The organism is Paraglaciecola sp. T6c, from assembly GCF_000014225.1.
GTDB lineage: Bacteria > Pseudomonadota > Gammaproteobacteria > Enterobacterales > Alteromonadaceae > Paraglaciecola > Paraglaciecola atlantica_A.
This window is the reverse complement of record NC_008228.1, coordinates 1875595-1901136: the sequence shown is the minus strand read 5'-3', so window position 1 is coordinate 1901136 and position 25542 is coordinate 1875595. Positions and strand designations below refer to the sequence as shown.

Here is a 25542-nt window from a genome sequence, read left to right as displayed (position 1 = left end):
TATTTTAAGAATGGCCACCAGCCTAACCTAATTGAGAATAATTATCAATTAGCCGAAAGCTATTTCCCTTCGAACATAAGATAATGACTTTCGCCCATTGCTAATGCTTCATACGTACGCTGGGCCACGCGGTTTTCGCGCTCCACATACAAGCGATAACCGCAAACGTTACCAGCCTTCTCGCCAAAAGATTTCACTTGATTATACAGAGCACTATACAAACCTTTTCGGCGATACTGAGGCACAATGTACACACTTTGTATCCACCAAAACTCGCTATTTCGCCAATCACTCCATTCGGTTGTTACCATTAAACTGCCAACTACCTGCCCCTCTATTTCTGCGACCAGATAAAACCCTTTGCTAGCATCATTTATTAAGTTGCTGACCCCTAGAGTTAGAACATCGCTATCGAGTTGTTTATCTTCAGTTTCTTTGGCCATTAATTGATTGAAATTAACGAGTGACTGAATATCACTGACCTGTGCTTTCCTGATGATGGTTTGTAGCTGTGTTTGCATTTTCTGCCTCATACGTTAATTGTCACTTCAACTGCATTGCCAGATTCAAAATATCGTACTGAATCCGACAACTCATTGACTAGCTGGATGCCTCGCCCAAAGCAATTCTCTACATCCACTTGCTTAGAATATTGCTGGTAATCAAAACCAGAACCGGAGTCGCGTACCACGATAATCAAGCGTCTCTGTGCAGGCTCGTACGTTAACGTAATCGTAATCTGCGCCTGGTTCAATTGCGCCAACCTCTGCATACGCAAGTCAAAATATGCTTCAAAACCTTCGGGGGAGTGCTTTAGATTTGAATCTAACTGCAATACTCCGTGGTCCAGTGCGTTATTGTATAATTCACTTACCAGGGTAAATAAGCGAGCATGTAAACCATACATACCTATTTGGCTACAAACCATATTGATTACACTTTTCACGGGATCAGTTTCAATTATCGTTTCAGCATCAAGAGTAAGGTTTAATTTAAAGGGTACATGTGTAACCTGCTGACGCCGTGCGAGCGCAGACAGAGACTGACAGGTATAAGATACGCAGGTGAGATCGTCTAGGGGGTCTGTATCTTGGCTAAAATGTGTAATGTGTTCAAATAATTCAAAAACTGACATATCCGCTTTTTGGGCAATCCAGTCCGTAATAGGCGCTTCACCTAGCATATTTTTCTCGTCGTCCGTGATCTCAATTACACCATCTGAAAACGCCAGTAAACGTTCACCCACTGAGCTTTGATGCCGCTGAACATCCTTACCCATTTCGTGGGGTTCTAATATGCCCAAAGCCATGTGCTGAGACCCAAAGCGCTTAATGACTTGCCCATTCAAATCAAAAAGTAGAAGATCCGGCATCCCACTGTTCCATATCTCAAAGCGCGTACCAGTGCTGCTAATATGCACAATTGCTGCGGCAAAAAACATATCTCCAGGTAATAGTTTGAGTAAGGTTTCGTTTAAGGTTTGAGCCATTTCAAACACTGACAATCCTTTACTCGCCATAGTATGAAAGGCTTGAGAGACGGGCAACGCACCGATCGCCGCGGCCAAGCCATGACCAGTAAAATCCCCGATCAAGTAATACAGCCCGCCATTAGGGCTCGCGCTAAACAACAATAAATCGCCATTAAAATCTGTCGCTGGCATGAGCGTAAAATCTATATACGGCAACAATTTTTTGTCGTTAGTCACTGCATTCGAAAAGATGTGCTCAACAATTTTGTGCTCTCGCTCCACCGCACTGCGGTAAAAAACCAGTTGTTGATTTTGCTCGTAGGACTTTTTGCTTAATTCGCGTGTGCGTGCATGGGCACTGATTTTGGCCGCTAAAATGGTTTTATTAAATGGCTTGGCGACGAAGTCATCACCGCCTACCTCTAAGCAGCGCACTAAGCTTTCTTCATCATCCAGTGCCGTGATGAAGATAATGGGTAAATAGATATCACCGGCTTGCTCTTTGAGTATCGGTGCGACTTCATACCCATTCATGTCGTCCATCATGACATCGAGTAAGACCAATTCTGGGTTGATCCGCTTAGCCAATGACACTGCCTCGTGGCCACTTTCAGCCTCGTAACAATCTACATAACCCTTTTGTTCGAGCATATGCAAAAGTAAAAATCGATTAAGGGAGTCATCATCGACGATAAGTATACGCATAAATACGATCCGGTCGGTTAATCGTGTTAGTGGCTAAGTGATCTCGAATTTTTTATCGAAGCGTGCAATTTGTAAAATTTTAAGCACTTGAGGACGGGTATTAATAATCTTGAAGCTCGTCACCTTACCAGATAGCAACTTTTGCATATTAAGCAACATGCCCAGCGCTGAGCTATCCATGTAAGCGGTTTTATGCAAATCGATGATCACCGCTTCAACATCTTCAATATCGGTGGAAAAGGCCACACGAAAGTCTTGCACTTTTCCAAAATCAAACACTTCATCAGCTACGACTGTTAATTGTTTTTTATCAGCTGAAAATCTGCGCTCCAAACTCATACTCACTCCCTAACACTGCACTTCATTACCGATATATTAAATAGCAGTTTGCTCATTTTGCCTATAAAGATCAGCGCTTTTTTAATAGAATCATGTTTTTAACCTTATCATTCAAGTCAAAGCGATAGTGAAAATGAGCCAAGATAACCTTGTATACAGTACAGATGGGGGCAGAGTTGAGACTAAAAAAATCCAGCCTGCTCGCCCTCAAACTGATGGAATTATTAGGATCCGCCGAGAAACCAAAGGCCGCAAAGGTAAAGGCGTTACCACCCTATCCGGCATGGATATGGACGCAACGCAGATTAAAGCCTTGTGCTCAGAGCTAAAAAAAATGTGCGGAACCGGTGGTGCAGTAAAAGATGCCATTATTGAAATCCAAGGGGATAATAGAGATAAAATTAAGCTTGCGCTGGAAAAGCGCGGCTACACTGTAAAGCTCGCCGGCGGATAATTCGTCACACTAGCGCTATAAAAAGGTTTACCATGCAAAAAATTTTGTTAGCTGACTTAAGCATTATTTTAGTCGAGCCATCCGATACTCAAAGAAAAATCATCAGTACGCTGTTACATAAAGAAAATGTCGAAAATGTTAACGCCGTTGGCACGGTGGCAGAGGCAATAGAAGCCATTCAAAAGCAAGGCGCAGATCTCGTTGTCAGCTCTATGTACTTAGAAGATGGCACTGGCCTAGATATTTTAAAAGCGATAAAAAACTCCCCTGAACTGTGTGCCACTCCCTTTATGCTGGTGTCATCAGAAAACAGACCTGAAAAGCTAGAGGAGTTTAAACAAGCCGGTGTTGCCGCAATGTTACCCAAGCCGTTCAGCACAGAAAATTTATCCCGAGCATTGAAAGCATCTCTTGACCTGATTAACACAGAAGAATTAGATCTCGAGTTATTCGATGTACGTCGGGTGCGGGTTTTATTGGTCGATGACAGCAAATTAGCCCGCAATCATATTAAACGTGTATTACAAGGGCTGGGGATTGAGCAGATAATTGAAGCCGAAAATGGTGCAACGGCGTTGAGTAAACTCAAAGAACACACCTTTGATTTAGTAGTCACTGATTACAATATGCCTGAAATGGATGGTAGAGAATTATCAGAGTTCATCCGTTTTAACAGTGAAACCTCTCATATCCCTATTATTATGGTTACTTCTGAATCTGTTAATAGCTTGCATATGGCCAACATTCACCAGACAGGGGTGAATGCTCTATGTGATAAGCCCTTCGAAGTCGAACAAGTGAAGATGCTACTTATTTCCCTTTTGGAAGAGTAATTTCGTATTCAAAACTTAGATTTTTAACCTGTTTATAGGGATTTAAGAGCCTAAAGGCTATTTTGGCATAAGGTAATGATTGACATAAGCCGCACGAGTTAATAGATTCGATAGCTTAACTGATAATAGTTCCAGTGCGCCAAGCCTGTGTTAAATCATTTATATACAAAGAACTTATGCCTTACCAAAAAGGCTTTTTAACCCGTTTATGGAAGTGAGTAAAATGTCAGTCGTGGAGCTAGATACATTAAGAGAACAAATTACCTCAATTGATCAGCAGTTACTTAAGCTGCTCGCAGAGCGCCAGCAATGCACCAATCAAGTAGCTGAAACGAAAATTACCCATCATATTCCAGTAAGGGATCATAAGCGCGAAGAACAGCTGCTTGTCAGTTTGATTAAGCGCGGTCAAGGCCACGGTCTCGATGCTCATTATGTGACTCAGTTGTTTCATGTGATCATTGAAGATTCAGTGCTTAATCAGCAAGCGCTGTTGGCTGAAAGAGCGAATCCGGGTAGTAGTCTGCCTCTTAATCGCGTGGCGTTTTTAGGGGACAAAGGCTCTTATAGCTATCTTGCGACACAAAAATATTTTTCGCGTCGCCCGGGTGAACTTTTAGAGATCGGCTGCCAAAGCTTTGGCGAAATCATCAAAAAAGTAGAAACCAACGAGGCTGACTACGCCGTATTGCCGATTGAGAATACATCCTCTGGTAGTATCAATGAAGTGTACGACCAATTACAGCATACGCATCTGTCAATCATTGGCGAATTAACGCACCCGATCAAACATGCATTGTTAGTTTCTAAAAATACCGACGTTCACCGCATTAAAACCTTATATGCGCATCCGCAGGTATTTGCCCAGTGCAGTCACTTTTTAGCTGAGCTCGGTAATGTGGAAGTCATAACCTGTGACGCCACATCAACAGCTATGATGACGGTGAATGAATTACAAAGTGAGTCAGTGGCCGCTATAGGCAGTGAAGCAGGTGGTGCTTTGTATGGCTTGCATGCGATCAAGTCTAACCTTGCTAATCAAAAAGAGAATCACAGCCGTTTCTTCGTGGTTGCACGTCAACCGGTTAATGTGCCGTTGCAAGTTCCGGCAAAAACAACCCTAGTCATGTCTACAATACAAAAGTCTGGTGCATTGGTAGAAGCTTTAATGGTACTTAAAAGCAATAACATCAATATGACTAAACTCGAATCAAGGCCTATTACCGGTAATCCATGGGAAGAGATGTTTTACATTGATGTTGAAGGTAATATTCAAGATGGGCCTATGCAAGTCGCCCTCGAGGAGCTCAAAAATACCACTCGTTATTTCAAAATATTGGGCTGCTATCCCAATGATGAAATAAACCCGACCAAAATTGCGGCAGTAAATGCCCTTAAAGAAGAATAGTTAAAGCGACTATTCACCTAGAGGGTGAGTCGATTTGACATAAAGAAGGCGCTAATTAGCGCCTTCTTTTCATTTTGTTGCGATAAACGCGATAGCTCAGCGCCAGCGCAAAGCATAGTGATGCCGGCACTAACAACGCGTTAAAGCCGAAGTAGGTAAATAAACTGGTGCCCATCACTCCACCACTAATAAAGCCGCTGATTAGTAATAAAAACAATATCATTTTGCGTTTATCAAAGGTTTTCTGCCGTAACCGTTCGCCTAGCATGATCCCCAAATCGGTGAAAATCCCTGTCATGTGAGTGGTCCGGATAATGGCTCCGCTGTAGGTGGTTGCTAGCGCATTTTGCAAACCACATGCAGCTGACGCAGTATAGTGACCAGCAGCGTAATTATCTCTAAGTAACCAAATAGATAGCAATAAAAGGCATCCTTCGGTGAAAAGTAAAAAGTCATAGTGGCGAGATAACTTGAGAGTACGATTACGTAAGAAAAAGCCAGAGAAAGCCGCCCCCAGCATAAAGCTGAGCAGAATAGCGAAAAGGTGAAGCGATTCTTGCCACGACACATGGCTTAAACTTGCGCCAATCAGCGTTGCGGTGCCTGATAAATGAGATATAGCTTGATGGGTAAAGCCTAACAATCCTACAGCATTGACACTACCAGCTATCATAGCCAATATAAATGCGCCGTACTCCACCCACCTTGGTAAACGTGAAATCATGATGTTAAAACACTATTAATGGATGAGTCTTACTCGCTTATTGTACGATCGTCGTTCGCTTTAAGAAGTAACTTTTTGCTGTCTACCAACGATTGCTTTGAATAATCGCCAAACCAAGCGCCAATCTTAAAGAATAATTTAATAAACGAGCCTTTATCACCTTTTTTGAGCATATCTAACGCATGATCAAAGGTATCTCTGAAACTAGTGAGTACGGCAACACTGTCTTTATTGTTAAAAATGATATCCGTATATAAAGCAGGATCTTGGGCGAATAAGCGCCCAACCATAGCCAGTTCCAATCGATAGATTGGCGAACTGAGCGAGATAAGTTGATCCAGCGAAGGGTTTTCAGTCAGTAGGTGCGCACCAAATACGTAACTAGAGAAGTGACGCATAACTTGAATAAACACCATTGAATCATCGTGCTCTTGAGCATCAGTTTCCTGTAATGCTGCCCCCCACACACGCATCTGCTGCAATAACCATTGGTATTTGTCTTCTTCACGGCCATGGCACACAACCACGACCTGTTTGACCATACTGGACACATCAGGACCAAACATAGGATGCAAGCCAACCACTGGGCCTCTATGGGCTTTGAGCATGGCAGCCAAAGGCAGCGCTTTGGTGCTAGTAATATCAGCAAGAATGCAATTCGTTGGCAAGTTATCTAGCTTGGCGATAATGTGTTCTGTTAACTTAATGGGTACGGCCACAAGTACCAAACTTGCCGAGGCGAACATCTCATCGGCCCTAGGCCAATCTTTTTGTTCAAGAACATCGACCTTGTAACCGCTTCGGGTAAACATATCTACAAAAATACGCCCCAGCGCGCCGCCGCCGCCAATAACAACAATATTGTTAACGTTTGGAGCGCAACACATATAGCGCTTATTTTGCGTGTGATAAGACTCACGCATAATTCGGCGCAATAGGTCTTCGACTAATGCAGGAGGAACACCTAATGCTTTGGCCTGTTCACAGCGCTGTTCGATCAACTCGGCTTCACGAGCAGGGACATAAATAGGCAAGCCAACCTTACTTTTATACACACCAACCTGTTCAGTCAGCGCAGCGCGCTTTGCTAACAGCGCCACTAGCTCAGAATCTAGGGTATCAATTTGGTCGCGTAATATTTCTAGTTCGGTTGGCATTCAAGCTCCTTTTAATTTGGGCTGTTAAGTTTATTTAACCGCAAAGGCAATACAGTAATAAGTTTATCACGCATGTGATTAATTAACTCATCTGTTGATTCCCAATTGATACAACCATCTGTGATAGACACACCATACTCTAGCTCACTAGGGGTCTTACCCTTATTGCTTTGATTGCCCGCATTCAGATGGCTTTCTAACATAATGCCAATCACCGATTGGTTACCACCGAGTATTTGATTCACCACATTTTGTGCTACCAATGGCTGGCGGCGGTAGTCTTTACTAGAATTCGCATGGCTGCAATCCACGACTAAACCAGCACTTAATTTTGCAGCGCGCATTTCTTCTTCACAATCTGCCACGCAAACAGAATCATAGTTTGGTTGCTTACCACCACGAAGAATAATGTGGCCATCTGGGTTACCTTGCGTTTGGATCACACTCACCTGCCCTTCGCCATTTATCCCCATGAAACTGTGACCTGAGGCCGCTGACTGCAGTGCATTAATAGCAATACCTAGGCTACCATCAGTACCGTTTTTAAAGCCCACAGGCATTGATAGGCCGCTCGCCATTTCTCGGTGAGTTTGTGACTCAGAAGTACGCGCGCCAATTGCCGACCAGCTGAATAGTTCAGCTAGATACTGAGGGCTAATCGGGTCAAGCGCTTCTGTAGCAACTGGAATTTCAAGCTCAGCCAACCAAATGAGTAACTCCCGCGCTTTACGTAAACCTGTTTCAATATCAAACGTATCATCAATATGTGGATCGTTGATCAGCCCTTTCCAACCGACCGTCGTACGTGGTTTCTCAAAATACACTCGCATCACTATGTATAGCGTGTCTTTGCATGATTCATGTAACTCTTTAAGTTTAAGTGCGTACTCTTTTGCCGCTTCAATGTCATGAATTGAGCATGGTCCACTGATAACCAAAAAACGATGATCTCGACGATGAATAATGTCAGAAATAATTTGACGTGAAGATTGGATCACGGATAAAGCGTGGTCCGTAACAGGAAGCTCACTCTTTAAGGTTTCAGGGGTAACAAGTACCTGTTCAGAGGTAACGTTAATATTATTAATGTTGTCGCGTAACATAATCTTAGACTCACAAAGTAAAGGGTAAAACACGAACTGCATGGCAGTCGAACTGGAAATAACATGTTTAAAGCAAGCGGCCGATTAAATGTAAACATATAACTACAACTGCAAATTAACTTTTTATGTAATTTGATTGACTTTTTAACATTTGATAATTTTTTTCGCAAGATTTAATTGTCTTAATCGTTATTCCACTCGATTTACGCTCAAAAAAAATGCAAAAACGCCCTTTAATAACCAGTGCTTATGACTGCACATCAGTGTTTACACTTTCTACAGCAGATATAGAGTAACAAATTTGCGGTTGGGTAGCCGATCGCGATAGTCTTTAGCATTACTCACGTCAACGAGAGTAAGAACAATCACAATAAACAACATCGAACGATAATACAGTCGTCAAATTTTTAGCTCAGGGATCCCTATGAAAAAAGCATTACTCAGCCCAGTTGCATTGGCTGTTATGCTTGCTGCGTGTCAGCCCGACACCGCAAGCCAAACAAATCAGAACGCGGCGCAACAAAAAGCCAGCCAGCAAGACACTTCTCCATTAAATGGTGACATCACAAAAAACAACCCCTTATTGGCCGAGTCAAATGCCCCATTTGGTGTGCCTGAATTTTCAAAAATAAAAATTGAACATTACGAGCCAGCATTTGATTTTGCAATTGCCCAAAATCAACAAGAAATTGACGACATTGCTCTTTCCAGTGAAGCCCCGACGTTTGAAAATACCATCGAAGCGATGGAAAAATCAGGTCAAGCTCTTAATCATGTGGCGACTGTTTTCTACGCACTAAACGGTACTGATACCAGCACAGAGATGCAGAGCATTGCTAAAAAGATGTCTCCTCGCTTATCTGCACTAAATGACGATATATATCTCAATGCTAAATTGTTCGCTCGCGTAAAATCTGTATATGAACAAAGAGATAACCTAGAGTTGCGCGTGGATCAGAAAACCTTACTTGATGATAGCTATCAATCTTTTGTACGTGGCGGCGCTAATTTAAGCGAAGCAGATAAAGCGACACTGCGTGATTTAAACGGTCAACTGTCTAAATTATCTGTTCAATTTGGCGAGAATCTACTCGCTGAAACCAACGCCTTTGAATTGGTTATTGATGCCAAAGATGACTTGGCTGGATTACCCGATGACATTATTGCCGCAGCGGCAGTAACGGCCACTGAGCGGGGCCACGATGGGAAATGGGTATTTACTACTCACCGCCCTAGTAAAAATCCGTTTTTGACTTACGCCGAAAATCGCGATTTGCGCAAAGCCTTATACGAGGGTTACATTCAACGTGGAGACAACGATAATGCTAACGATAATAAAAAGTTAGCCTCAAAAATAGCCTCTTTACGTTACCAAAAAGCCCAATTACTTGACTATAAAACTTATGCGGATTTTGTGCTTGAAAAAGCCATGGCGAAAACCCCGGAAAACGTTTATGGCTTATTGGACCAAGTATGGCCAGCGGCATTAGCACAAGCGAAAAACGAAGTAGCAGATATGCAAGATATGATCAAAGCAGAAGGCGACGACTTTACGCTCGCAGCTTACGATTGGTGGTATTACGCTGAAAAAATTCGCAAAGCCCGTTACGATCTGGATGCCGCGCAAACTAAGCCGTATTTCTCTCTTGATGCAACCCGCGAAGGCGTTTTTTATACCGCTGGAAAGCTTTGGGGAGTGACCTTTAAAGAGCGCCAAGATATTCCCAAATATCACCCAGATGTGCGTACCTTCGAAGTGTTCGACAAAGACGGCTTTAGCATTGGCGTTTATATGACGGATTACTACGTACGCGAAAGCAAACGTGGTGGCGCTTGGATGAACTCCTACCGTAAACAGCAAAAAATGTTTGGCGAGAACGTTAAGCCAATTATTTACAATGTGCTTAACTACCCTCGCCCTGTAGGCGACGCGCCGGTTCTGCTGACGTTTGATCAAGCATCGACCTTATTTCACGAATTTGGTCACGCTATACAAGGTTTGTTATCTGATGGTTACTATCAATCGCAAACGGGCACTTCATTACCACGTGATTACGTAGAGTATCCGTCGCAAGTGATGGAAAACTGGATGATGGAGCCTGATGTTTTGGCGCAGTTCGCCAAGCACTATAAAACCGGTGAAGTGATCCCTCAGACTCTGATTGAAAAAATTCAAGCTGCGGGTAAATTCAATCAAGGTTTTGCTACCACAGAGTACATGGCGGCAGCATTACTGGATATGAAATGGCACACCCTTGAAACGGCCACTGAACAGGATGCAGATGCGTTTGAAAAGGCTGCGATGGATGAGATTGGTTTGATCCCACAAATTACCCCTAGATATCGTACAGGCTATTTCTCGCATATATTTTCCGGTGGGTATGCGTCAGGCTATTATGGTTACATTTGGTCAAACATTTATGATGCTGATACATGGCAAGTGTTTAGCCAAAATGGCATTTTCGATCAAGACACTGCAAGCGCCTATCGTGCACACGTTCTTGAAACTGGCGGCACGGAAGACCCGATGATCATGTATCGTCGTTTCAGAGGTCAAGATCCAAAAGTATGGCCGTTGCTTGAGCGTCGTGGTTTGCTGTCTGATGAACAGTTAAAAACAATGAAAGCGCAGTAAGTCACTATTCGACTAAATAAGTATGTAAAGCCCTGTCTAGCAGGGCTTTTTTTGTCCGTTGTAAGCCTATCTAATTCCCTGATTTTCAAGTATGTAAGCATATGCGCCCTGTAGCATCTGTGCGCTATGCACGTCACCGCCTTTATCAGGATGGTGCTGATGAATAAGCTTCAGATATTGGCGCTTCACTGCTGTTAATGGCGCATTAATAGGAAGCGCTAACACGGCATAACTTTTCTCAAGCTGTCGTGTATTACCGTTCTTTTTTTGCACGCAGCGATGCTCTTGTTGCAGATAATTTAGCCAAAAGCTATCCAGCAACGTTTCCACCTCAGCTTGGGAGGTCTCTGTGAGGTTATCCCAATCCAAGTAATACTCCGCCAAAGGATCGGCTATCGAAAGACTATTATTGTTGCCCTGCGCATTGAGCGGTAGCGGTCGAATATCGAGCGGTAGAGGTCGAATATTGAGAGTATGAATATCGATATCACCAATACCCTGCTCTCGCCAAGTTTGCCGTAACTGATATAACCCATTGAAGAGCACAAAGTGAGTGCGAAATAGAGCTAAGGGCTCACTCAATGTTAACGATGAAAATAGCGCAGCGTTATCTGAACTTGGCTGCACTGACAAGTGTTCACTAGAAGTGCTATTTGAACGCTCATAAGCGTTTTCGGGGTTCCACGGCTCAAATTTAGCAGCCAAGGCCGCTTCAGAATCACGTGACGAAGTCTGCAAGCATTTCAGCAAGTTGTATTCACTTATTCCTTCGGGATGGGCAAGCAATAATGCTTCGACAGCACTAAGTAAAGACTGAGTAGCCATTTGCCATTTGTCTTTCACTGAAACATGGCTCACGCTAAGCTCGCTACTTAGCATGTTCGTCATCTAATGGCGTGTTATCAATTTGGCGAATTGCCACAGCTGGCACCCCTGCCACAACCGTATTTGCAGCAACATCTTTATTCACCACTGCCCCTGCAGCAATGACGGCGTTGTCACCTATCGTCACGCCATCTAAAATTTTCGCCCCCATGCCGATCCACACACTGTTTCCAATAGTAATAGGTCGTGCCGTTTCTAAGCCTTTGTTACGTCTTTTCGCATCCAATGGATGTGACGCAGTTGAAATAAGCACACCAGGGGCAAGCATCACATCATCGCCAAAAGTAACAGCGGCGGCGTCTAAAATAACCACATTATGATTAGCATAAAAGTTTCTGCCCATCCGAATGTTGTAACCGTAATCGCAGTAAAAAGTGGGCTCTATCCAAGAATTAGGTGAGTCCGCAAATATACTTTGCAGAGTTTTCATGGCGGATTTTCGTTCAGCCTCAGATGCTAAATTAAACTGCTGGCATGCAGCTTTCGCTTTGGCCCTGTCTTGCTGCAGCATTTTATTGCTTGGAAAATATAGCTCGCCTGTTAGCATTTTCTCTTTTTCAGTTAGCTTTTCCATTGTTACTCCTGCATTAATGGTTCTGGTTGCGTTATTGCGCCATAAGATAAGTATCACTGTATAGATAACGCTGTTTTGTTTAGGATTTTCAGACCTAATATTCGATTGAAGCAAGGTTGAAATACAGTACCCCTTGTACTGTCGTGCGTTGATCTTTCGAGCCTTATTTTTCAGTCTCTAAACTTCCACGCCACAAACCGACTTATTTTTTGGCCTTGTCCCATGTCAACTTTCATAAACTGTTTAGCCCCGAAGTAACGAGCACTGGTTTCAATGGCTTTAAGATGCAAACTTTTTGACACTAAGCAGGTAAACCAACCAACCTGAGATTGATACTCGACACTTTCTTTTATCATTCGCTGTATAAAAGCCAACTCACCACCGTCACACCAGAGTTCGTTACTTTGACCAGCAAAGTTAAGTTTATTTGCCGTTATCGGTTGTGCGTTACCTGTGTTGTTGCTTTTTTGCTTATTACGCCCAAGCCCCTTCACCTTACGCAGACTCCCCATGGCAGCCTCTTCAGCAGATTTATGGAACGGCGGATTGCACAAACTAAACGTAAAATGGTCGTCGGGCTGAATGATGCCAGCAAAAATATATGCTTTGTCGTGCTGTTTACGCACAGCGAGCAAGGGTTTCAATTTGGGATTATTATTAGCTAATGTCGTCGCTGATTTCAGTGCAACGTCGTCAATATCACTGCCCACAAAGTCCCAACCATAGGTTTGGCTGCCGATAATCGGGTAAATAGCATTAGCGCCTACGCCAATATCTAACCCTATTACTCGATTACCTGTTGGCACAACGCCCTTATTGTCTTTGGCTAACAGGTCAGCAAGACCATGAATGTAGTCTGCTCGGCCTGGCACCGGCGGGCACAAATACCCTTCGGGTATATCCCACATATTCAACCCGTAATAATGAATAAGCAGAGCGGCATTGAGCGCTTTAACAGACGCAGCTTTCGAGAAATCAATGCTCTGCTGACCACTCTTCGCCTTGATCACATGTGCCTCAAGCGTAGGGTAACTTTGACACAACGCTGACATTGGGTAACCGTTTCGGTGTACATTACGCGGATGCATCGTAGCGCTAGTGTGTGGTGCGTTTTTATTATTCACAGCCAACGTTTTTGCCTTTACTGTTGTGGTTATTGTCATGTTTATCAAGCAACCGATTACTCGCCATTATGTGGTTATAAATTCGGCCTATCGCCTAATAAAAATCTCGCCCCTGCGCCTTTTGTCGCAATGTTATCTTCTTTATTGTACAGACGACATTTGTCTAAAGACAGGCAGCCACAACCGATACACCCTGCTAATGACGATTTAAGTTGGGTAAGTTCAGCAATACGCTGCTCAATACGCTGATTAAAGATCTCACTTAGGGCGGTCCAATCGTCTTTTGTCGGTGTTCGGTTATCAGGCAATGCTTTTAGTAGTTGGCGTATTTCATCCAAGCTGTATCCCATATTTTGTGCAATGAGAATAAAGGACACCCGGCGTATGACTGAACGAGGAAAGACGCGGCTGCCGCCTGGAGTGCGAACAGATGGAATAAGTGCTTGGTTGGCATAGTAGCGGATTAAAGAGACCGCGTTACCAGTGCGCTTTGCGATAAAGCCGATACTGACCAGTGGTTCCTTTGGCATAAAATTAAACTCAACTTTCTCTTGATCTAAAGTTAGCTTTAGATATTAAGCTGTCCCCATACAATAATCCAGTCACAAAAAGGAATACTTATGCGCCCAGCTCTGTTTGAACACGTTAATTTAACCGTCACCGACCCTGACAAAACGGCAGAAATACTCTGTCAGTTATTTAACTGGCATATTCGCTGGTCAGGCCCTGCTAAAGATGATGGTTATACGGTGCATGTGGGGTCAGAAACGGCTTACTTGGCTTTGTACAAGCCAAAGCACTCTATAAACGGCGATATCAATCATCGCAACATAGGTAAAGTGAATCATATTGGGATCTTGGTCAATGAGCTAGATGCCGTAGAAAAGTGCGTCATAGCACTAGGGTTCGAAACGTTTAACCACGGGTATTATGAGCCGGGAAGACGTTTCTACTTTATGCTCAGTGAAAGAATTGAAGCTGAAGTAGTGAGTTACTCGGATTAAATAACAGGCAGTAAAAAGCCCGCAAAATGCGGGCTTTTTTATAAGTTAACGGTAACGCAAAATTAATATTAGTTAAGCTTTTCTTTGATACGTGCAGAACGACCTGAACGGTCACGCAAGTAATAAAGCTTAGCACGACGAACATCGCCACGACGTTTCACAGCAATTGAACTAATTGCAGGGCTGTGGGTTTGGAACGTACGCTCAACACCTTCGCCGCTAGAAATCTTACGAACTGTAAAAGCAGAGTGTAGGCCACGGTTACGTTTAGCGATTACAACGCCTTCGTATGCCTGAAGACGCTCTTTCTCGCCTTCTTTAACGCGTACTTGAACAACAACTGTATCACCAGGGCCAAATGCAGGAACATCAGATTTTAACTGTGCTTCTTCAATGCGCTTGATGATATCTTGATTGACTTTACTCATCATATCCTCTCATCCCAGAATAACTGCCATTTTGCTGCAACAACTCTTGCTGATATTCATCTAACAAACGTTGTTGCTCCTCAGTCAGAGCTAGGTCGTTTAATAATTCAGGGCGTCGTTGCCAGGTTCTACCTAGCGACTGTTTATCACGCCACTGTTTGATTTTTTGATGATCCCCACTCAACAATACAGAAGGAACTGATTGGCCATTCAAGTTTTCTGGTCGGGTATAGTGCGGACAATCTAGCAAACCGTCGCTAAACGAATCTTGCTCGGCAGATTGTGCATGCCCTAATACACCAGGTACCAGTCTTGCGACCGCATCCATTAAGATCATCGCAGGTAGTTCACCACCGCTGAGAATATAGTCACCAACAGACCATTCTTCGTCTATTTCAGCTTCTATTACTCTCTCGTCGATACCTTCGTAGCGACCGGCGACTAGAATCACACTTTCATTTTCAGAAAGCTGCTTCACACCACGCTGTGTTAATGTTTTCCCCTGAGGTGAGAGATAAATCACCTTAGTTTTTTTCTCGGCAGCCTGTTTGGCTGCACGAATTGCGTCTAATAAAGGCTGAACCATCATCAGCATTCCTGGACCACCACCGTATGGTCGGTCGTCAACAGTACGATGTTTGTCGTGAGTAAAATCTCTTGGATTAAAGAAATCTACTTTCAACTTACCGCTTTTTACAGCTCGTCCTGTTACGCCCTGTTCGGTAAAAGTCTGAAACATTTCAGGAAACAGACTCACTACCCCAAACCAACGCTGTGTATCTGAACTCATTAAAAGCTCGGATCCCAATCAACCTGTATGGTCTTCGCCTCACGGTCCACTTTCTTAACGACTTGGTCAATTAAGTAAGGGACCATGCGTTCTTTTTGACCGAAAGCATCTTTCAAATTGGCTTTGATTAACATAACGTCATTCGCACCCGTTTCGAATAATTCTTTCACGACACCTAAGTTGTAGCCCTGTTCGGTTACGACTTGCATGCCGACCAACTCTCTCCAATAAAATTCATCACCATCTAACTGAGGTAGCTGTTGAGCTTTAATTGAAATGTCGAGATTTTTGATACTTTCAGCATCGTCTCTTGTTTCAACCCCAACCAGTTTGGCAACCAATCCTTTATTGTGGGTTCGCCATTGGTCAACGACGATTTCTTTAGTATTCCCTTCTTGGCCCACAAGCCAAGGGGTATAGCTAAAAATACCGTCTAATTCATCGGTATATGAAGTGATTTTGACCCAACCTTTAACACCATAAGGTGCGCCGATTTTGCCCATCACTAATGTGTCAGACGCGTGACTCATTTATACCTCAATCTTTCTTTGCAATTGCAATTAAGCAGCTGCTTTTTGTGCATCTTTAACCAAGCGAGCAACACGGTCAGAAAGGCCTGCGCCATTTCCTACCCAATGCTCTACGCGGTCTAGATCAAGACGCAAACGCTCTTCTTGACCTTGTGCTGTAGGATTAAAGAAACCGATGTTTTCAATAAAACGACCATCGCGTGAACGACGGCTGTCAGCAACCACTACTTGATAAAATGGACGCTTTTTCGCGCCACCACGCTGTAAACGAATAGTAACCATAAATGCCTCAAACTCGTTGTAGCGTTAACGTTAACTTATGTACCTTTTTAGCTATCTAACGATTTACTGCTAGATAAAAGGACGCCGTATTGTACGGATTTTAGGCTTGATTGCAAGTCTACTTAGTAAAGAATAGACAATTGATTTAATTCAGTTATCTACCTTGCGTAGTACCCGTGGCTTATTTGTATAGAACCCCGTGAATGACGCAGAGGATTGGGGCTTGTACATAAAGTACATGCGTTAATACACATTAGAGACGGCTTGTCTTTGCCGGGCATTTTGCATCAGACTGTGAGCGGCTTAAACAAAGTGGGTACTTGGGCAGCGAGCAACGTTACAACAGTAACGTTCAACTCAGTATTAATAGGCCCAGCCCAGGAAGTCAGCAATGTAACATTCAGATTTGTCCAGTTAGCTTATGGGACTATTTCACCACTAAAATGCTCACACTTAGACCCGAATTCGTATAGCGGGAGATAAACAGGCTTAATTAAAGCGAAATACGTTTTTCGTTTTCATCGAACAAGAGTGTGTCTTCCAGCGTAAAAGTAAGATAAATCACTTGGCCTACATCCACGGCTTCACTCGATAAAACGACCACCACATGACTTCCTTGTTCTAGCTCGCCATTTGCTTCTGATTCAATGTTATTTACCAAAGGGGTTGAGTCAGTCGAGCTAATCGAAGGTGACAGATAGAGATACTGAACATCGCCTAAGTACTCTATTTTAGCGACGTGCATTTGGATCCCTTGAGGGATGGGTAGAAGCGAAACCCTAAATGCCCTTGGTCTTACCCCCATTAATAACGTTTGCTTGTGCAGCACTTCAGGCACATCACAAAAAATACGATGCTCAATCTTTCCTGTTAGTTGTAATCCTTGCTTGTCAGCCTTTACTACAAATAAATTGATTTTAGGCTCACCAAAAAAGCGAGCCACGTAAACGTTATTAGGTGAACGGTAGATATTCTCAGGGGTGTCAAACTGTTCCACACCGTTATGACTTAAAAGCAATATACGTTGAGCTAATGCCATAGCTTCATGTTGATCGTGAGTGACAAAAAGAGTGGTGGTGGCTAACTCCAAATGCAGCCGTTTCAACTGCTGACGCATTTCTGTTCGTAGCTCAGGATCGAGGTTGGAAAATGGTTCATCGAATAGAAATAATTGCGGCTTTGACAGCATAGCCCTACCAATAGCCACGCGTTGCCTTTGCCCTCCTGATAGTTGTTTAGGGTATCTCTCGAGTAGGTCACTAATGGCTAAACGCTTAGCTACGAGGGCAACCTCATGAGTAACTTGTGACTGGGCGACTTTTTTGACTTTCAGGGCATAACCTAAGTTGTCCGCCACGTTTAGGTGAGGAAACAAAGCGTAATTTTGAAAGACCATGCCGACATTGCGTTGCTGGGGCGGCAAATGCTCAACAGACTCACCATCAAAAAAGATACTTCCTTGTGTAAGGTGCTCTAAACCGGCAATCAGCCTAAGTAAAGTCGACTTCCCTGCTCCGGAGGGACCCACAATAGCGACAAACTCCCCCACTGCAAATTCTGCGGATATTGGCGGGAAACGAAAACTGCTCCTCGTGCTACGTAGCACCGTAGAAATATTTTGTAGGCTAATTTGACTCATGAATAAAAATATCCAATTTGCGTGCAGATTGACGAAGATAAGTAACGAAAATATGTGCCATAAAAAAAGGCTGTAACTTACGTTACAGCCTTTTCCAAAATATGGTGCGGATGGGGAGACTCGAACTCCCACGGCCTAAGCCACAGCCCCCTCAAGGCTGCGTGTCTACCAATTCCACCACATCCGCGTGGTAATTCTTTTAACTTTGAGGCACATCACTCGCAGGTGCGTCTGATGTAGTAACGGGTACATCAGATTCTACAGGTGCTGTAGTAGATTGAGCAGGTTCATCTAAAACAGGAACTTCAATGTTTTGCCAGTCATCAACCGCTTTTTCTTTATCCGCAGTTTGATTACCTAGAATTAAGCTGATCACGAAAAAGAACGTAGCCAATATCGCAGTAGTACGCGTCAGAAAGTTACCTGACCCCGTTGAACCAAACACAGTGTTTGAACCGCCACTACCAAACGATGCGCCCATGTCTGCACCTTTGCCTTGTTGAATAAGAACAAAGCCGATCAACATAATCGCTACTATCAAATAAACTACAATCAAAACTTCGTAAAACATCTGTCGCCTCTATCGCTTTGCCGCTAAGCAAATGCTTAAAAAATCTTCTGGATTTAAACTGGCTCCGCCAATCAAACCGCCATCAACATCGGGTTGTGAAAACAATTCAACAGCATTACTGCCTTTGACGCTTCCACCGTATAAAATCACGCATTGGTTAGCAATTTCGCTATCTTGCTTTGCCAAATGTTGACGTATAAATGCATGCACTTCTTGTGCTTGTTCGGGACTCGCAGTTTTGCCAGTTCCAATCGCCCAAATAGGCTCGTAGGCAATAACAATATCGTTAAACGCTGCAATACCCACTTTATTTATTACCGCGTCAATTTGTGCCGCGATAAAATCGAATAGTTGTCCGCTTTCACGCACATCTTCTGGTTCGCCAACACAAAATAAAGGGATGAGCTTATGGGTTAAAGCCAGCTCAACTTTGTCGGCAACCAATTCATTTGACTCGTTGTTATCAGCACGTCGCTCTGAATGCCCCAATATGACATATTGGCACTTCATTTCTTTCAACATACTTACGGCAGTTTCGCCAGTATGCGCACCAGATTCATATTGACTGATATTTTGGCCACCTAAGGCAAAATTACTGTCGTTGAATCCACCTAAATAAGGAAACGGTGGGCACACCACAACATCTACATGAGATACATCAGCCTTGGAAAATGCGTCTTCAACTTGCTTAATTAACGCAAGGTTGCCATTCATTTTCCAATTACCTGCGACTATAGGTCGACGGTTATTCATTTGCATCCTAACTCCTGTAGTGCCAGTGAAAAGCGCGCGAGATATTAACCAACCTGCTACCAATATACAAGTAGCAGAATTGAATTTTAACGACTTTCTTCAGTAAATAACTGGCCGCTATTTGATATTGCTGTTTTATTGTCCAGTTGCCTTGCGCACGGCGTCTGCAATATGTTCCGCCCACTTGCGCGAATCGGTTGCATCGTTCGCTTCAACCATAACGCGAATGAGAGGTTCAGTACCACTTTTACGCAATAGTACTCTTCCTCTTTCCCCCAATGCAGATTCAGCTTCTAACACACTATTTTTAACATCTTGCGCATCCAAAGGTGTGTCGCCTTCGTTAAAACGGACATTGATTAAGGTTTGTGGGAATTTGGTCATCCCACGGCTTAACTCGTTTAGCGTCATATTAGCGTTTAGCATCGCCGCCAATACTTGCAAGCCTGCGACAATACCATCTCCAGTTGAAGCTGCATCGAGATTCAATACATGGCCCGAACCTTCGCCGCCAATTGACCAACCTTTTTGACGTAGCAATTCAAGTACGTATCGATCACCTACTTTACTGCGCTCAAATGGCACCCCTAACGTACTCAAAGCCACCTCTAACCCTAAGTTACTCATGACAGTGCCAACCACACCACCTTTGAGCTTGCCTGACTTGAGGGCATCCCGGGCGATGATATAAACAATCTGATCACCATCAATAACATTACCGTGATGGTCCACCAACATAATACGGTCACCGTCACCGTCTAGGGCAAATCCAAGGTCCGCTTTGTGCTTAATCACGCTATCGACAATCGCTTTCATCGAGGTTGCCCCCACTTTGCGATTAATATTTAGGCCATCAGGTTCGGTACCAATTTCGATCACCTCTGCACCTAACTCACTTAGTACATTAGGCGCTATGTGGTAGGTTGCTCCATGAGCGCAATCCACAACGATCTTCAAGCCTTTCAAAGATAGATTTGATGGGAAGTTGCCTTTACAAAACTCGATATAACGGCCAGCAGCATCGGCAATACGTACGGCTTTACCTAGTTTGTCTGATGCGACACATTGCATTGGTTTGTCCATTTCAGCTTCTATCGCAAGCTCTATGTCATCGTCTAATTTGCTGCCGTCAGCTGAGAAAAATTTGATGCCGTTGTCATAATATGGGTTATGTGACGCGCTGATCACAATACCTGCCTCTGAACGAAAAGTTTTCGTCAAATAAGCGATAGCAGGGGTCGGCATAGGCCCAAGTAAGCCGATGTTGATACCTGCTGCAGAAAGGCCTGACTCCAAAGCCGACTCAAGCATGTATCCAGAAATACGCGTGTCCTTCCCTATAATGACTTTATTCGTACCGCTGCCTGCAAGTACTTTTCCTGCAGCCCAGCCTAGTTTCATTACAAACTCTGGGTTAATCAAATTCTCGCCAACTTTGCCGCGAATACCGTCAGTCCCGAAATACTTTCTGTCACTCATTATTATTTTTCCTTTTGTAACATAGATACAATTTTAATCGCATCAACCGTTTCATCTACATCGTGTACACGAATAATTTGCGCACCTTTAAGCGCAGCAATAGTCGCCAGCGCCACACTGCCTGCTAGTCGTTCTTCTACTGGACGATTAAGAAGCTGGCCTATCATAGATTTTCTAGACATACCTACCAATAAGGGGTAACCCAGTTTGTGTAAAGTTTCCAACTGCGCAAGTAACTGATAATTATGGTTCAAGCTTTTACCGAACCCAAAACCTGGATCGAATAAAATACGTTCTTTACTCATACCCGCCTCAATACAGACCTTGGCTCGGGCCAATAAAAAATTTTGCACATCAATGAATACATTATCGTAATGAGGCGCATCCTGCATACTACGAGGCTGACCACGCATATGCATCAGGCAAACCGGTACGTTGGCGGTTGTAGCAACTTCCAAAGCGCCAGGCTCTTGCAATGCTCTTACGTCATTGATAAGCCCCGCACCTGCATTCACAGCGGCTTTCATTACCGCAGCCTTACTGGTATCGATTGAAATGATTGTATCAAAACGCGCCTGAAGGGCTTCAATAACTGGCACTACCCTGTCGAGCTCTTCTTGCTCTGCAACGTCGGCGGCCCCAGGGCGAGTGGATTCACCACCTACATCAATAAAATCAGCCCCTGATGCAATCATTTCAGCTGCATGTTCAATAGCCTTATTTATTAACGCATATTGACCACCGTCTGAAAAAGAATCAGGCGTGACGTTTAAGATCCCCATCACCTTAGGGGAATCAAGCTTTAATGTTTTATGACGAAAATTCATGATTGCGATTGGTATACCTAAGCTGAGCTTAAAAAAAACGCTTTGTTGATCACTCAACAAAGCGTTGTATTAACGACCCACCTGATTAGTGGGTAGCATCACCTGGTTTACCAACCGTAGGATCAGATTTGTTTGTCTCTGTTTTTTCGTCAGCGTCGCCTTTTGGCTCTTCACTGACTGATGCACCGCCTGTTGGAGGGGTGTTGTCATTTTTTGAATCTTCGATCCAATCAGCAGGAGGACGAACATCTGTACGGGCCATCAGATCATCAATTTGTTTCGCATCTATGGTCTCATATTTCATCAAACAATCTTTCATGGCATGTAAAATATCAATGTTATCAGTCAATATTTTCTCTGCACGTGAATAATTTCGGTCGATTAAAGACTTCACTTCAGCATCGATAGCACGCGCTGTATCATCTGACATATGCTTAGATTTGGCCATGCTGCGACCAAGGAACACTTCACCTTCTTCTTCTGCGTAAAGCATAGGTCCCATTTTGGTAGACAAGCCCCATTGAGTCACCATCTTGCGGGCAATGTCGGTAGCGCGTTCAATATCGTTTGATGCACCAGTGGTTACGCGATCTTCACCTAGCGTTAGCGCTTCTGCGATCCGGCCACCAAACAAACTTGAGATCATGCTTTCAAGATGTTGTTTACTATGGCTGTATCTGTCTTGTTCAGGCAAATACATGGTCACACCCAACGCTCGTCCACGTGGGATAATCGATACTTTGTACACGGGATCGTGCTCTGGTACTAAGCGACCAACAATTGCATGCCCTGCTTCATGATAAGCAGTATTCGTTTTTTCTTCCTCTGACATGACCATGTTTTTGCGCTCTGAGCCCATCATGATCTTGTCTTTAGCTTTATCAAACTCTTCCATTGAAACGGTGCGCTTACCACTTCTGGCAGCAAATAATGCAGCTTCGTTCACAAGGTTGGCTAAATCAGCCCCAGAGAAACCGGGTGTACCACGAGCGATGTAAGACGGTTCAACGTTGTCTCCTAAAGGCACTTTGCGCATGTGGACTTTTAGGATCTGCTCGCGACCTCGGATATCCGGTAAACCAACATGTACTTGACGGTCAAAACGACCTGGGCGTAATAATGCAGGGTCAAGTACGTCAGGACGGTTAGTCGCCGCGATAACGATAATACCTTCATTCCCGCCGAAGCCATCCATTTCAACCAACATCTGGTTCAATGTTTGTTCACGTTCGTCATGACCACCGCCCATGCCGGCACCACGTTGGCGACCAACAGCATCAATTTCATCAATGAATATGATACAAGGTGCGGCTTTTTTCGCCTGTTCGAACATGTCACGGACACGAGATGCACCGACACCCACAAACATTTCAACGAAATCAGAACCTGAAATTGAGAAAAATGGCACTTTCGCTTCACCAGCAATGGCTTTAGCAAGAAGGGTTTTACCCGTCCCAGGAGGCCCCACTAGCAGTACACCTGTAGGAATACGTCCGCCCAACTTTTGGAATTTACTTGGATCACGCAAGAAGTCGACAAGTTCAACCACATCTTCTTTCGCTTCGTCACACCCTGCCACATCTGCAAAAGTGGTTTTGATTTGGTCTTCGCCCATCAAACGCGCTTTACTTTTACCGAATGACATAGCGCCACGGCCGCCACCTCCGCCTTGCATTTGACGCATGAAGAATATCCACACACCAATAAGCAACAACATAGGAAACCATGAGATGAAAATAGAGGTAAGTAAAGAAGGCTCTTCAGGCGGCTCGCCAAGAATTTTTACATCTTGTTTTACCAGATCTGAAATAAGCTGATCATCAAAATAAGGGATATAAGTAGAGAAACTTTCCCCAGAACGTTTTGTTCCTTTGATTTCACGTGATTCACTATCTATGCGTACTTCACGGATTTGTCCTTGATTTGCCTCTTTAAGAAACGTTGTATAATCCGTTTGTACCTTTGATGACTCTCCCGGAGAAAAACTCTGGAAGACTGACATCAAAACGACAGCTATGACCAACCATAAGATTAAATTTTTTGCCATGTCGCTCAAGTTGTTGACCTCTGTTATTTCAATTCTGTTGCGTATCTCACGCCTGAGACTACTATAATTTAAAGCCCGTCGCTACCAGATAAACCTCTCTGGAACGCGCACGAGATGAATCTGGTTTACGTGTTTTGACTACTTTGAAAGCATTTTTGACTTCATTAAAAAATTGGTCAAAACCTTCCCCCATAAATACTTTTACGGTGTAACTCCCGTTTTTCTTTAAAACCTGACGGCACATATCCAGTGACAGTTCGACTAGATACATGGATTTCGCCTGATCTGCGGTATCATTGCCCGTCATGTTAGGCGCCATGTCGGACATCACTACATCTACGTTTTTTCCACCGATTTTGTTCAATAACGCATCCAGCACTGCTTCTTCACGGAAGTCCCCCATCAAGAAATCAACACCAGGCAACGGGTCCATCGACAAAATATCGCACGCGATAACATGGCCGTTATCGCCAACTTGCTTGACCGCATATTGCGACCAGCCACCAGGAGCAGCACCTAAGTCAACTACCGTCATGCCGGGTTTAATCAGACCGTCTTTCGCTTGAATTTCTTCAAGTTTAAACACCGCTCGAGAGCGCAAACCTTGTTTTTTTGCTTTGATGACATATTTATCGTCAAAGTGCTCTTTTAACCAGCGTTTACTGCTTTCAGATTGCTTATTTTTACCCATTGGCTTCGTTTGTCATTAGGAATACTTGGAAGATGGCGCTAGAATACTGGTTTTCAACTGTTCACATTCAATATAATTGTAAGAAATATTACTCAATGACTCTATCAAACAAGCAAAAACAACACCTTAAAGGCCTCGCTCATTCACTTAAGCCAGTGGTTCAACTTGGCGCAAATGGATTAACTGAAGGCGTATTGGCTGAAATTGAAGGCGCACTTAGCCATCATGAACTCATTAAAGTTAAAGTCCCTACTGACGACAGAGAAGAGAAAGGCTTAATCATGGACGCCATTATCCGTGAAACGAAAGCTGAAAAGCTACAAACCATTGGACATACTTTGGTCTTATTCCGTCAAAGTGACGAGAAGAAAATCGAGTTGCCCCGTAAATAGTACACCAACAGTAGTATCCCATCATGAAGTCCCCGTATCCTAGCAATTAATCACTTGCAAAATACGGGGCTGCTGCTTCGGTTGATAAATTATCTTATGCAAAGAATCTATCAATCGAAGCGTCTATTCATGGTGATGACCACCAACGCCATGAGCATGCCCATGCTGAATTTCTTCAGGTGTCGCTTGGCGCACATCAACTACCTCTAAAGCAAAGTTTAGTGTTTTTCCCGCCATCGGATGATTCAAATCCACGGTCACCATAAATTTACCGACCTTGAGTACCGTCACTTCACGTTGACCTTGCTCGGTGTTCACTACCGCGGTCATACCCGCTTTCCACTTTTTCGTCCCTTTATCGTCTTGCAGATGCTTCATTGGAATACGTTGCTGCGCATCATCACGAATTTCACCATAGGTTTTCGCAGGTTCAAGCTCCACTGAAAAACTATCGCCGACACTTTTTCCTTCTAGAGCGTCTTCAACACCCGGCATCATATTGTCGTGCCCATGAAGGTAAGCTACGGGCTCTGCATCACGGTTATTTTCAAGCTCAGTACCATCTAATTCGGTAATGGTATATTTAAACTGTACAACTGTGTCTTTTTCGATTTGCATCTTCTATCTCTGATTAACGATAATTTTGGCGGCAGTCTATCAAAACAGTGTAAAAGTGACATCTAAATAGCGCATTAAT

28 protein-coding genes and 1 tRNA gene are annotated in these 25542 nt (G+C 43.7%); 6 read left to right on the top strand and 23 right to left on the bottom strand.

The genetic code is table 11. From position 1 onward, the window contains the following. Nucleotides 1-59 precede the first annotated feature (59 nt). The 3 genes from PATL_RS08160 to PATL_RS08150 are packed head-to-tail and all read right to left on the bottom strand — an operon-like array spanning nt 60 to nt 2515. Entirely contained in the window at nt 60-521 is a 462-nt protein-coding gene (locus PATL_RS08160) for a GNAT family N-acetyltransferase (protein ID WP_041713552.1), read from the bottom strand. Between the two features lie 8 nt (nt 522-529). Beyond that, complete coding sequence (locus PATL_RS08155) at nt 530-2176, bottom strand: fused response regulator/phosphatase (RefSeq protein ID WP_011574425.1); 1647 nt, start codon at nt 2174-2176, stop codon at nt 530-532. A gap of 33 nt (nt 2177-2209) precedes the next feature. Then, complete coding sequence (locus tag PATL_RS08150) at nt 2210-2515, bottom strand: STAS domain-containing protein (protein ID WP_006994065.1); 306 nt, start codon at nt 2513-2515, stop codon at nt 2210-2212. A gap of 133 nt (nt 2516-2648) precedes the next feature. Between PATL_RS08150 and yciH the strand changes: the two genes are divergently transcribed. The 3 genes from yciH (at nt 2649) to pheA (ending at nt 5210) form a co-directional block, all read left to right on the top strand. Next, a complete protein-coding gene (yciH, locus tag PATL_RS08145; protein WP_011574424.1) occupies nt 2649-2969 on the top strand; it encodes a stress response translation initiation inhibitor YciH in 321 nt (106 codons plus the stop codon). Between the two features lie 32 nt (nt 2970-3001). Further along, a complete protein-coding gene (locus PATL_RS08140; RefSeq protein ID WP_011574423.1) occupies nt 3002-3802 on the top strand; it encodes a response regulator in 801 nt (266 codons plus the stop codon). A gap of 223 nt (nt 3803-4025) precedes the next feature. Beyond that, nucleotides 4026-5210, top strand: coding sequence for a prephenate dehydratase (pheA, locus tag PATL_RS08135; RefSeq protein ID WP_041713548.1), 1185 nt, complete (start codon nt 4026-4028; stop codon nt 5208-5210). Between the two features lie 55 nt (nt 5211-5265). Here the strand turns inward: pheA and PATL_RS08130 are convergent, their stop codons facing one another. From PATL_RS08130 to PATL_RS08120, 3 genes are read right to left on the bottom strand one after another with little or no spacing between them, the layout of a single operon-like run. Continuing rightward, nucleotides 5266-5934 carry a YoaK family protein gene (locus PATL_RS08130; protein WP_011574421.1) on the bottom strand — a complete coding sequence of 223 codons (669 nt, stop codon included), beginning with the start codon at nt 5932-5934 and terminating at the stop codon, nt 5266-5268. A gap of 29 nt (nt 5935-5963) precedes the next feature. Continuing rightward, nucleotides 5964-7091: a bifunctional chorismate mutase/prephenate dehydrogenase gene (gene tyrA, locus PATL_RS08125; protein WP_011574420.1), complete on the bottom strand. Its 1128-nt coding sequence runs from the start codon at nt 7089-7091 to the stop codon at nt 5964-5966. Between the two features lie 11 nt (nt 7092-7102). Beyond that, nucleotides 7103-8194: a 3-deoxy-7-phosphoheptulonate synthase gene (locus PATL_RS08120; protein WP_006994631.1), complete on the bottom strand. Its 1092-nt coding sequence runs from the start codon at nt 8192-8194 to the stop codon at nt 7103-7105. Nucleotides 8195-8618: 424 nt separating this feature from the next. Between PATL_RS08120 and PATL_RS08115 the strand changes: the two genes are divergently transcribed. Then, nucleotides 8619-10829, top strand: a complete 2211-nt coding sequence (locus tag PATL_RS08115; RefSeq protein ID WP_011574419.1) for a M3 family metallopeptidase — start codon at nt 8619-8621, stop codon at nt 10827-10829. A gap of 66 nt (nt 10830-10895) precedes the next feature. Here the strand turns inward: PATL_RS08115 and PATL_RS08110 are convergent, their stop codons facing one another. From PATL_RS08110 to soxR, 4 genes are all read right to left on the bottom strand, one after another. Next, nucleotides 10896-11687, bottom strand: a complete 792-nt coding sequence (locus tag PATL_RS08110) for a DNA-J related domain-containing protein (RefSeq protein ID WP_232283303.1) — start codon at nt 11685-11687, stop codon at nt 10896-10898. A gap of 10 nt (nt 11688-11697) precedes the next feature. Beyond that, nucleotides 11698-12288: a sugar O-acetyltransferase gene (locus tag PATL_RS08105; RefSeq protein WP_011574417.1), complete on the bottom strand. Its 591-nt coding sequence runs from the start codon at nt 12286-12288 to the stop codon at nt 11698-11700. A gap of 170 nt (nt 12289-12458) precedes the next feature. Beyond that, the gene (gene rlmF, locus PATL_RS08100) at nt 12459-13376 is read right to left on the bottom strand and encodes a 23S rRNA (adenine(1618)-N(6))-methyltransferase RlmF (RefSeq protein ID WP_041714335.1); all 918 of its coding nucleotides are present in this window, start codon (nt 13374-13376) and stop codon (nt 12459-12461) included. Between the two features lie 110 nt (nt 13377-13486). After that, a complete protein-coding gene (gene soxR, locus PATL_RS08095) occupies nt 13487-13942 on the bottom strand; it encodes a redox-sensitive transcriptional activator SoxR (protein WP_011574415.1) in 456 nt (151 codons plus the stop codon). Between the two features lie 90 nt (nt 13943-14032). Between soxR and PATL_RS08090 the strand changes: the two genes are divergently transcribed. Beyond that, nucleotides 14033-14416, top strand: coding sequence for a VOC family protein (locus PATL_RS08090; RefSeq protein ID WP_011574414.1), 384 nt, complete (start codon nt 14033-14035; stop codon nt 14414-14416). Nucleotides 14417-14484: 68 nt separating this feature from the next. Here PATL_RS08090 and rplS read toward each other — a convergent pair whose 3' ends face one another. From rplS to rlmE, 12 genes are all read right to left on the bottom strand, one after another. Further along, nucleotides 14485-14844 (bottom strand): 50S ribosomal protein L19, encoded by a 360-nt coding sequence (gene rplS / locus PATL_RS08085; RefSeq protein WP_006994624.1) that lies wholly within the window; start codon nt 14842-14844, stop codon nt 14485-14487. Continuing rightward, complete coding sequence (gene trmD / locus PATL_RS08080; protein ID WP_006994623.1) at nt 14837-15634, bottom strand: tRNA (guanosine(37)-N1)-methyltransferase TrmD; 798 nt, start codon at nt 15632-15634, stop codon at nt 14837-14839. The genes rplS and trmD overlap by 8 nt, the downstream gene beginning before the upstream one ends. Continuing rightward, entirely contained in the window at nt 15634-16164 is a 531-nt protein-coding gene (gene rimM, locus PATL_RS08075) for a ribosome maturation factor RimM (protein ID WP_006994622.1), read from the bottom strand. The genes trmD and rimM overlap by 1 nt, the downstream gene beginning before the upstream one ends. A 30-nt stretch (nt 16165-16194) precedes the next feature. Further along, complete coding sequence (gene rpsP, locus PATL_RS08070; protein ID WP_006994621.1) at nt 16195-16446, bottom strand: 30S ribosomal protein S16; 252 nt, start codon at nt 16444-16446, stop codon at nt 16195-16197. 493 nt (nt 16447-16939) lie between these two features. Beyond that, nucleotides 16940-18085 carry an ABC transporter ATP-binding protein gene (locus PATL_RS08065; RefSeq protein WP_011574412.1) on the bottom strand — a complete coding sequence of 382 codons (1146 nt, stop codon included), beginning with the start codon at nt 18083-18085 and terminating at the stop codon, nt 16940-16942. A 102-nt stretch (nt 18086-18187) separates the two neighbouring features. Continuing rightward, a tRNA-Leu gene (locus tag PATL_RS08060) sits at nt 18188-18272 on the bottom strand. Nucleotides 18273-18284: 12 nt separating this feature from the next. Beyond that, nucleotides 18285-18656, bottom strand: coding sequence for a preprotein translocase subunit SecG (gene secG, locus PATL_RS08055; RefSeq protein ID WP_011574411.1), 372 nt, complete (start codon nt 18654-18656; stop codon nt 18285-18287). 9 nt (nt 18657-18665) lie between these two features. Further along, complete coding sequence (gene tpiA / locus PATL_RS08050; RefSeq protein WP_011574410.1) at nt 18666-19415, bottom strand: triose-phosphate isomerase; 750 nt, start codon at nt 19413-19415, stop codon at nt 18666-18668. Nucleotides 19416-19544: 129 nt separating this feature from the next. Next, nucleotides 19545-20888, bottom strand: coding sequence for a phosphoglucosamine mutase (glmM, locus tag PATL_RS08045; protein WP_011574409.1), 1344 nt, complete (start codon nt 20886-20888; stop codon nt 19545-19547). Between the two features lie 2 nt (nt 20889-20890). Beyond that, the gene (gene folP / locus PATL_RS08040) at nt 20891-21715 is read right to left on the bottom strand and encodes a dihydropteroate synthase (RefSeq protein ID WP_011574408.1); all 825 of its coding nucleotides are present in this window, start codon (nt 21713-21715) and stop codon (nt 20891-20893) included. Between the two features lie 85 nt (nt 21716-21800). After that, nucleotides 21801-23771: an ATP-dependent zinc metalloprotease FtsH gene (gene ftsH / locus PATL_RS08035; RefSeq protein WP_011574407.1), complete on the bottom strand. Its 1971-nt coding sequence runs from the start codon at nt 23769-23771 to the stop codon at nt 21801-21803. A 52-nt stretch (nt 23772-23823) separates the two neighbouring features. Beyond that, complete coding sequence (gene rlmE / locus PATL_RS08030; RefSeq protein WP_011574406.1) at nt 23824-24453, bottom strand: 23S rRNA (uridine(2552)-2'-O)-methyltransferase RlmE; 630 nt, start codon at nt 24451-24453, stop codon at nt 23824-23826. A gap of 95 nt (nt 24454-24548) precedes the next feature. On the opposite strand from rlmE, the gene yhbY reads away from it, so the two are divergent. Beyond that, the gene (gene yhbY / locus PATL_RS08025; protein WP_006994613.1) at nt 24549-24845 is read left to right on the top strand and encodes a ribosome assembly RNA-binding protein YhbY; all 297 of its coding nucleotides are present in this window, start codon (nt 24549-24551) and stop codon (nt 24843-24845) included. Nucleotides 24846-24968: 123 nt separating this feature from the next. Here the strand turns inward: yhbY and PATL_RS08020 are convergent, their stop codons facing one another. Continuing rightward, nucleotides 24969-25463: an FKBP-type peptidyl-prolyl cis-trans isomerase gene (locus PATL_RS08020; protein WP_011574404.1), complete on the bottom strand. Its 495-nt coding sequence runs from the start codon at nt 25461-25463 to the stop codon at nt 24969-24971. Nucleotides 25464-25542 lie beyond the last annotated feature (79 nt).

What these genes read in the sequence shown, in the direction of transcription:
- PATL_RS08160 (WP_041713552.1), bottom strand. Translation starts at nt 521, where the DNA reads ATGCAAACACAGCTACAAACCATCATCAGGAAAGCACAGGTCAGTGAT.
- PATL_RS08155 (WP_011574425.1), bottom strand. Translation starts at nt 2,176, where the DNA reads ATGCGTATACTTATCGTCGATGATGACTCCCTTAATCGATTTTTACTT.
- PATL_RS08150 (WP_006994065.1), bottom strand. Translation starts at nt 2,515, where the DNA reads ATGAGTTTGGAGCGCAGATTTTCAGCTGATAAAAAACAATTAACAGTC.
- yciH (WP_011574424.1), top strand. Translation starts at nt 2,649, where the DNA reads ATGAGCCAAGATAACCTTGTATACAGTACAGATGGGGGCAGAGTTGAG.
- PATL_RS08140 (WP_011574423.1), top strand. Translation starts at nt 3,002, where the DNA reads ATGCAAAAAATTTTGTTAGCTGACTTAAGCATTATTTTAGTCGAGCCA.
- pheA (WP_041713548.1), top strand. Translation starts at nt 4,026, where the DNA reads ATGTCAGTCGTGGAGCTAGATACATTAAGAGAACAAATTACCTCAATT.
- PATL_RS08130 (WP_011574421.1), bottom strand. Translation starts at nt 5,934, where the DNA reads ATGATTTCACGTTTACCAAGGTGGGTGGAGTACGGCGCATTTATATTG.
- tyrA (WP_011574420.1), bottom strand. Translation starts at nt 7,091, where the DNA reads ATGCCAACCGAACTAGAAATATTACGCGACCAAATTGATACCCTAGAT.
- PATL_RS08120 (WP_006994631.1), bottom strand. Translation starts at nt 8,194, where the DNA reads ATGTTACGCGACAACATTAATAATATTAACGTTACCTCTGAACAGGTA.
- PATL_RS08115 (WP_011574419.1), top strand. Translation starts at nt 8,619, where the DNA reads ATGAAAAAAGCATTACTCAGCCCAGTTGCATTGGCTGTTATGCTTGCT.
- PATL_RS08105 (WP_011574417.1), bottom strand. Translation starts at nt 12,288, where the DNA reads ATGGAAAAGCTAACTGAAAAAGAGAAAATGCTAACAGGCGAGCTATAT.
- rlmF (WP_041714335.1), bottom strand. Translation starts at nt 13,376, where the DNA reads ATGCATCCGCGTAATGTACACCGAAACGGTTACCCAATGTCAGCGTTG.
- soxR (WP_011574415.1), bottom strand. Translation starts at nt 13,942, where the DNA reads ATGCCAAAGGAACCACTGGTCAGTATCGGCTTTATCGCAAAGCGCACT.
- PATL_RS08090 (WP_011574414.1), top strand. Translation starts at nt 14,033, where the DNA reads ATGCGCCCAGCTCTGTTTGAACACGTTAATTTAACCGTCACCGACCCT.
- rplS (WP_006994624.1), bottom strand. Translation starts at nt 14,844, where the DNA reads ATGAGTAAAGTCAATCAAGATATCATCAAGCGCATTGAAGAAGCACAG.
- trmD (WP_006994623.1), bottom strand. Translation starts at nt 15,634, where the DNA reads ATGAGTTCAGATACACAGCGTTGGTTTGGGGTAGTGAGTCTGTTTCCT.
- rimM (WP_006994622.1), bottom strand. Translation starts at nt 16,164, where the DNA reads ATGAGTCACGCGTCTGACACATTAGTGATGGGCAAAATCGGCGCACCT.
- rpsP (WP_006994621.1), bottom strand. Translation starts at nt 16,446, where the DNA reads ATGGTTACTATTCGTTTACAGCGTGGTGGCGCGAAAAAGCGTCCATTT.
- PATL_RS08065 (WP_011574412.1), bottom strand. Translation starts at nt 18,085, where the DNA reads ATGAGTCAAATTAGCCTACAAAATATTTCTACGGTGCTACGTAGCACG.
- secG (WP_011574411.1), bottom strand. Translation starts at nt 18,656, where the DNA reads ATGTTTTACGAAGTTTTGATTGTAGTTTATTTGATAGTAGCGATTATG.
- tpiA (WP_011574410.1), bottom strand. Translation starts at nt 19,415, where the DNA reads ATGCAAATGAATAACCGTCGACCTATAGTCGCAGGTAATTGGAAAATG.
- glmM (WP_011574409.1), bottom strand. Translation starts at nt 20,888, where the DNA reads ATGAGTGACAGAAAGTATTTCGGGACTGACGGTATTCGCGGCAAAGTT.
- folP (WP_011574408.1), bottom strand. Translation starts at nt 21,715, where the DNA reads ATGAATTTTCGTCATAAAACATTAAAGCTTGATTCCCCTAAGGTGATG.
- rlmE (WP_011574406.1), bottom strand. Translation starts at nt 24,453, where the DNA reads ATGGGTAAAAATAAGCAATCTGAAAGCAGTAAACGCTGGTTAAAAGAG.
- yhbY (WP_006994613.1), top strand. Translation starts at nt 24,549, where the DNA reads ATGACTCTATCAAACAAGCAAAAACAACACCTTAAAGGCCTCGCTCAT.
- PATL_RS08020 (WP_011574404.1), bottom strand. Translation starts at nt 25,463, where the DNA reads ATGCAAATCGAAAAAGACACAGTTGTACAGTTTAAATATACCATTACC.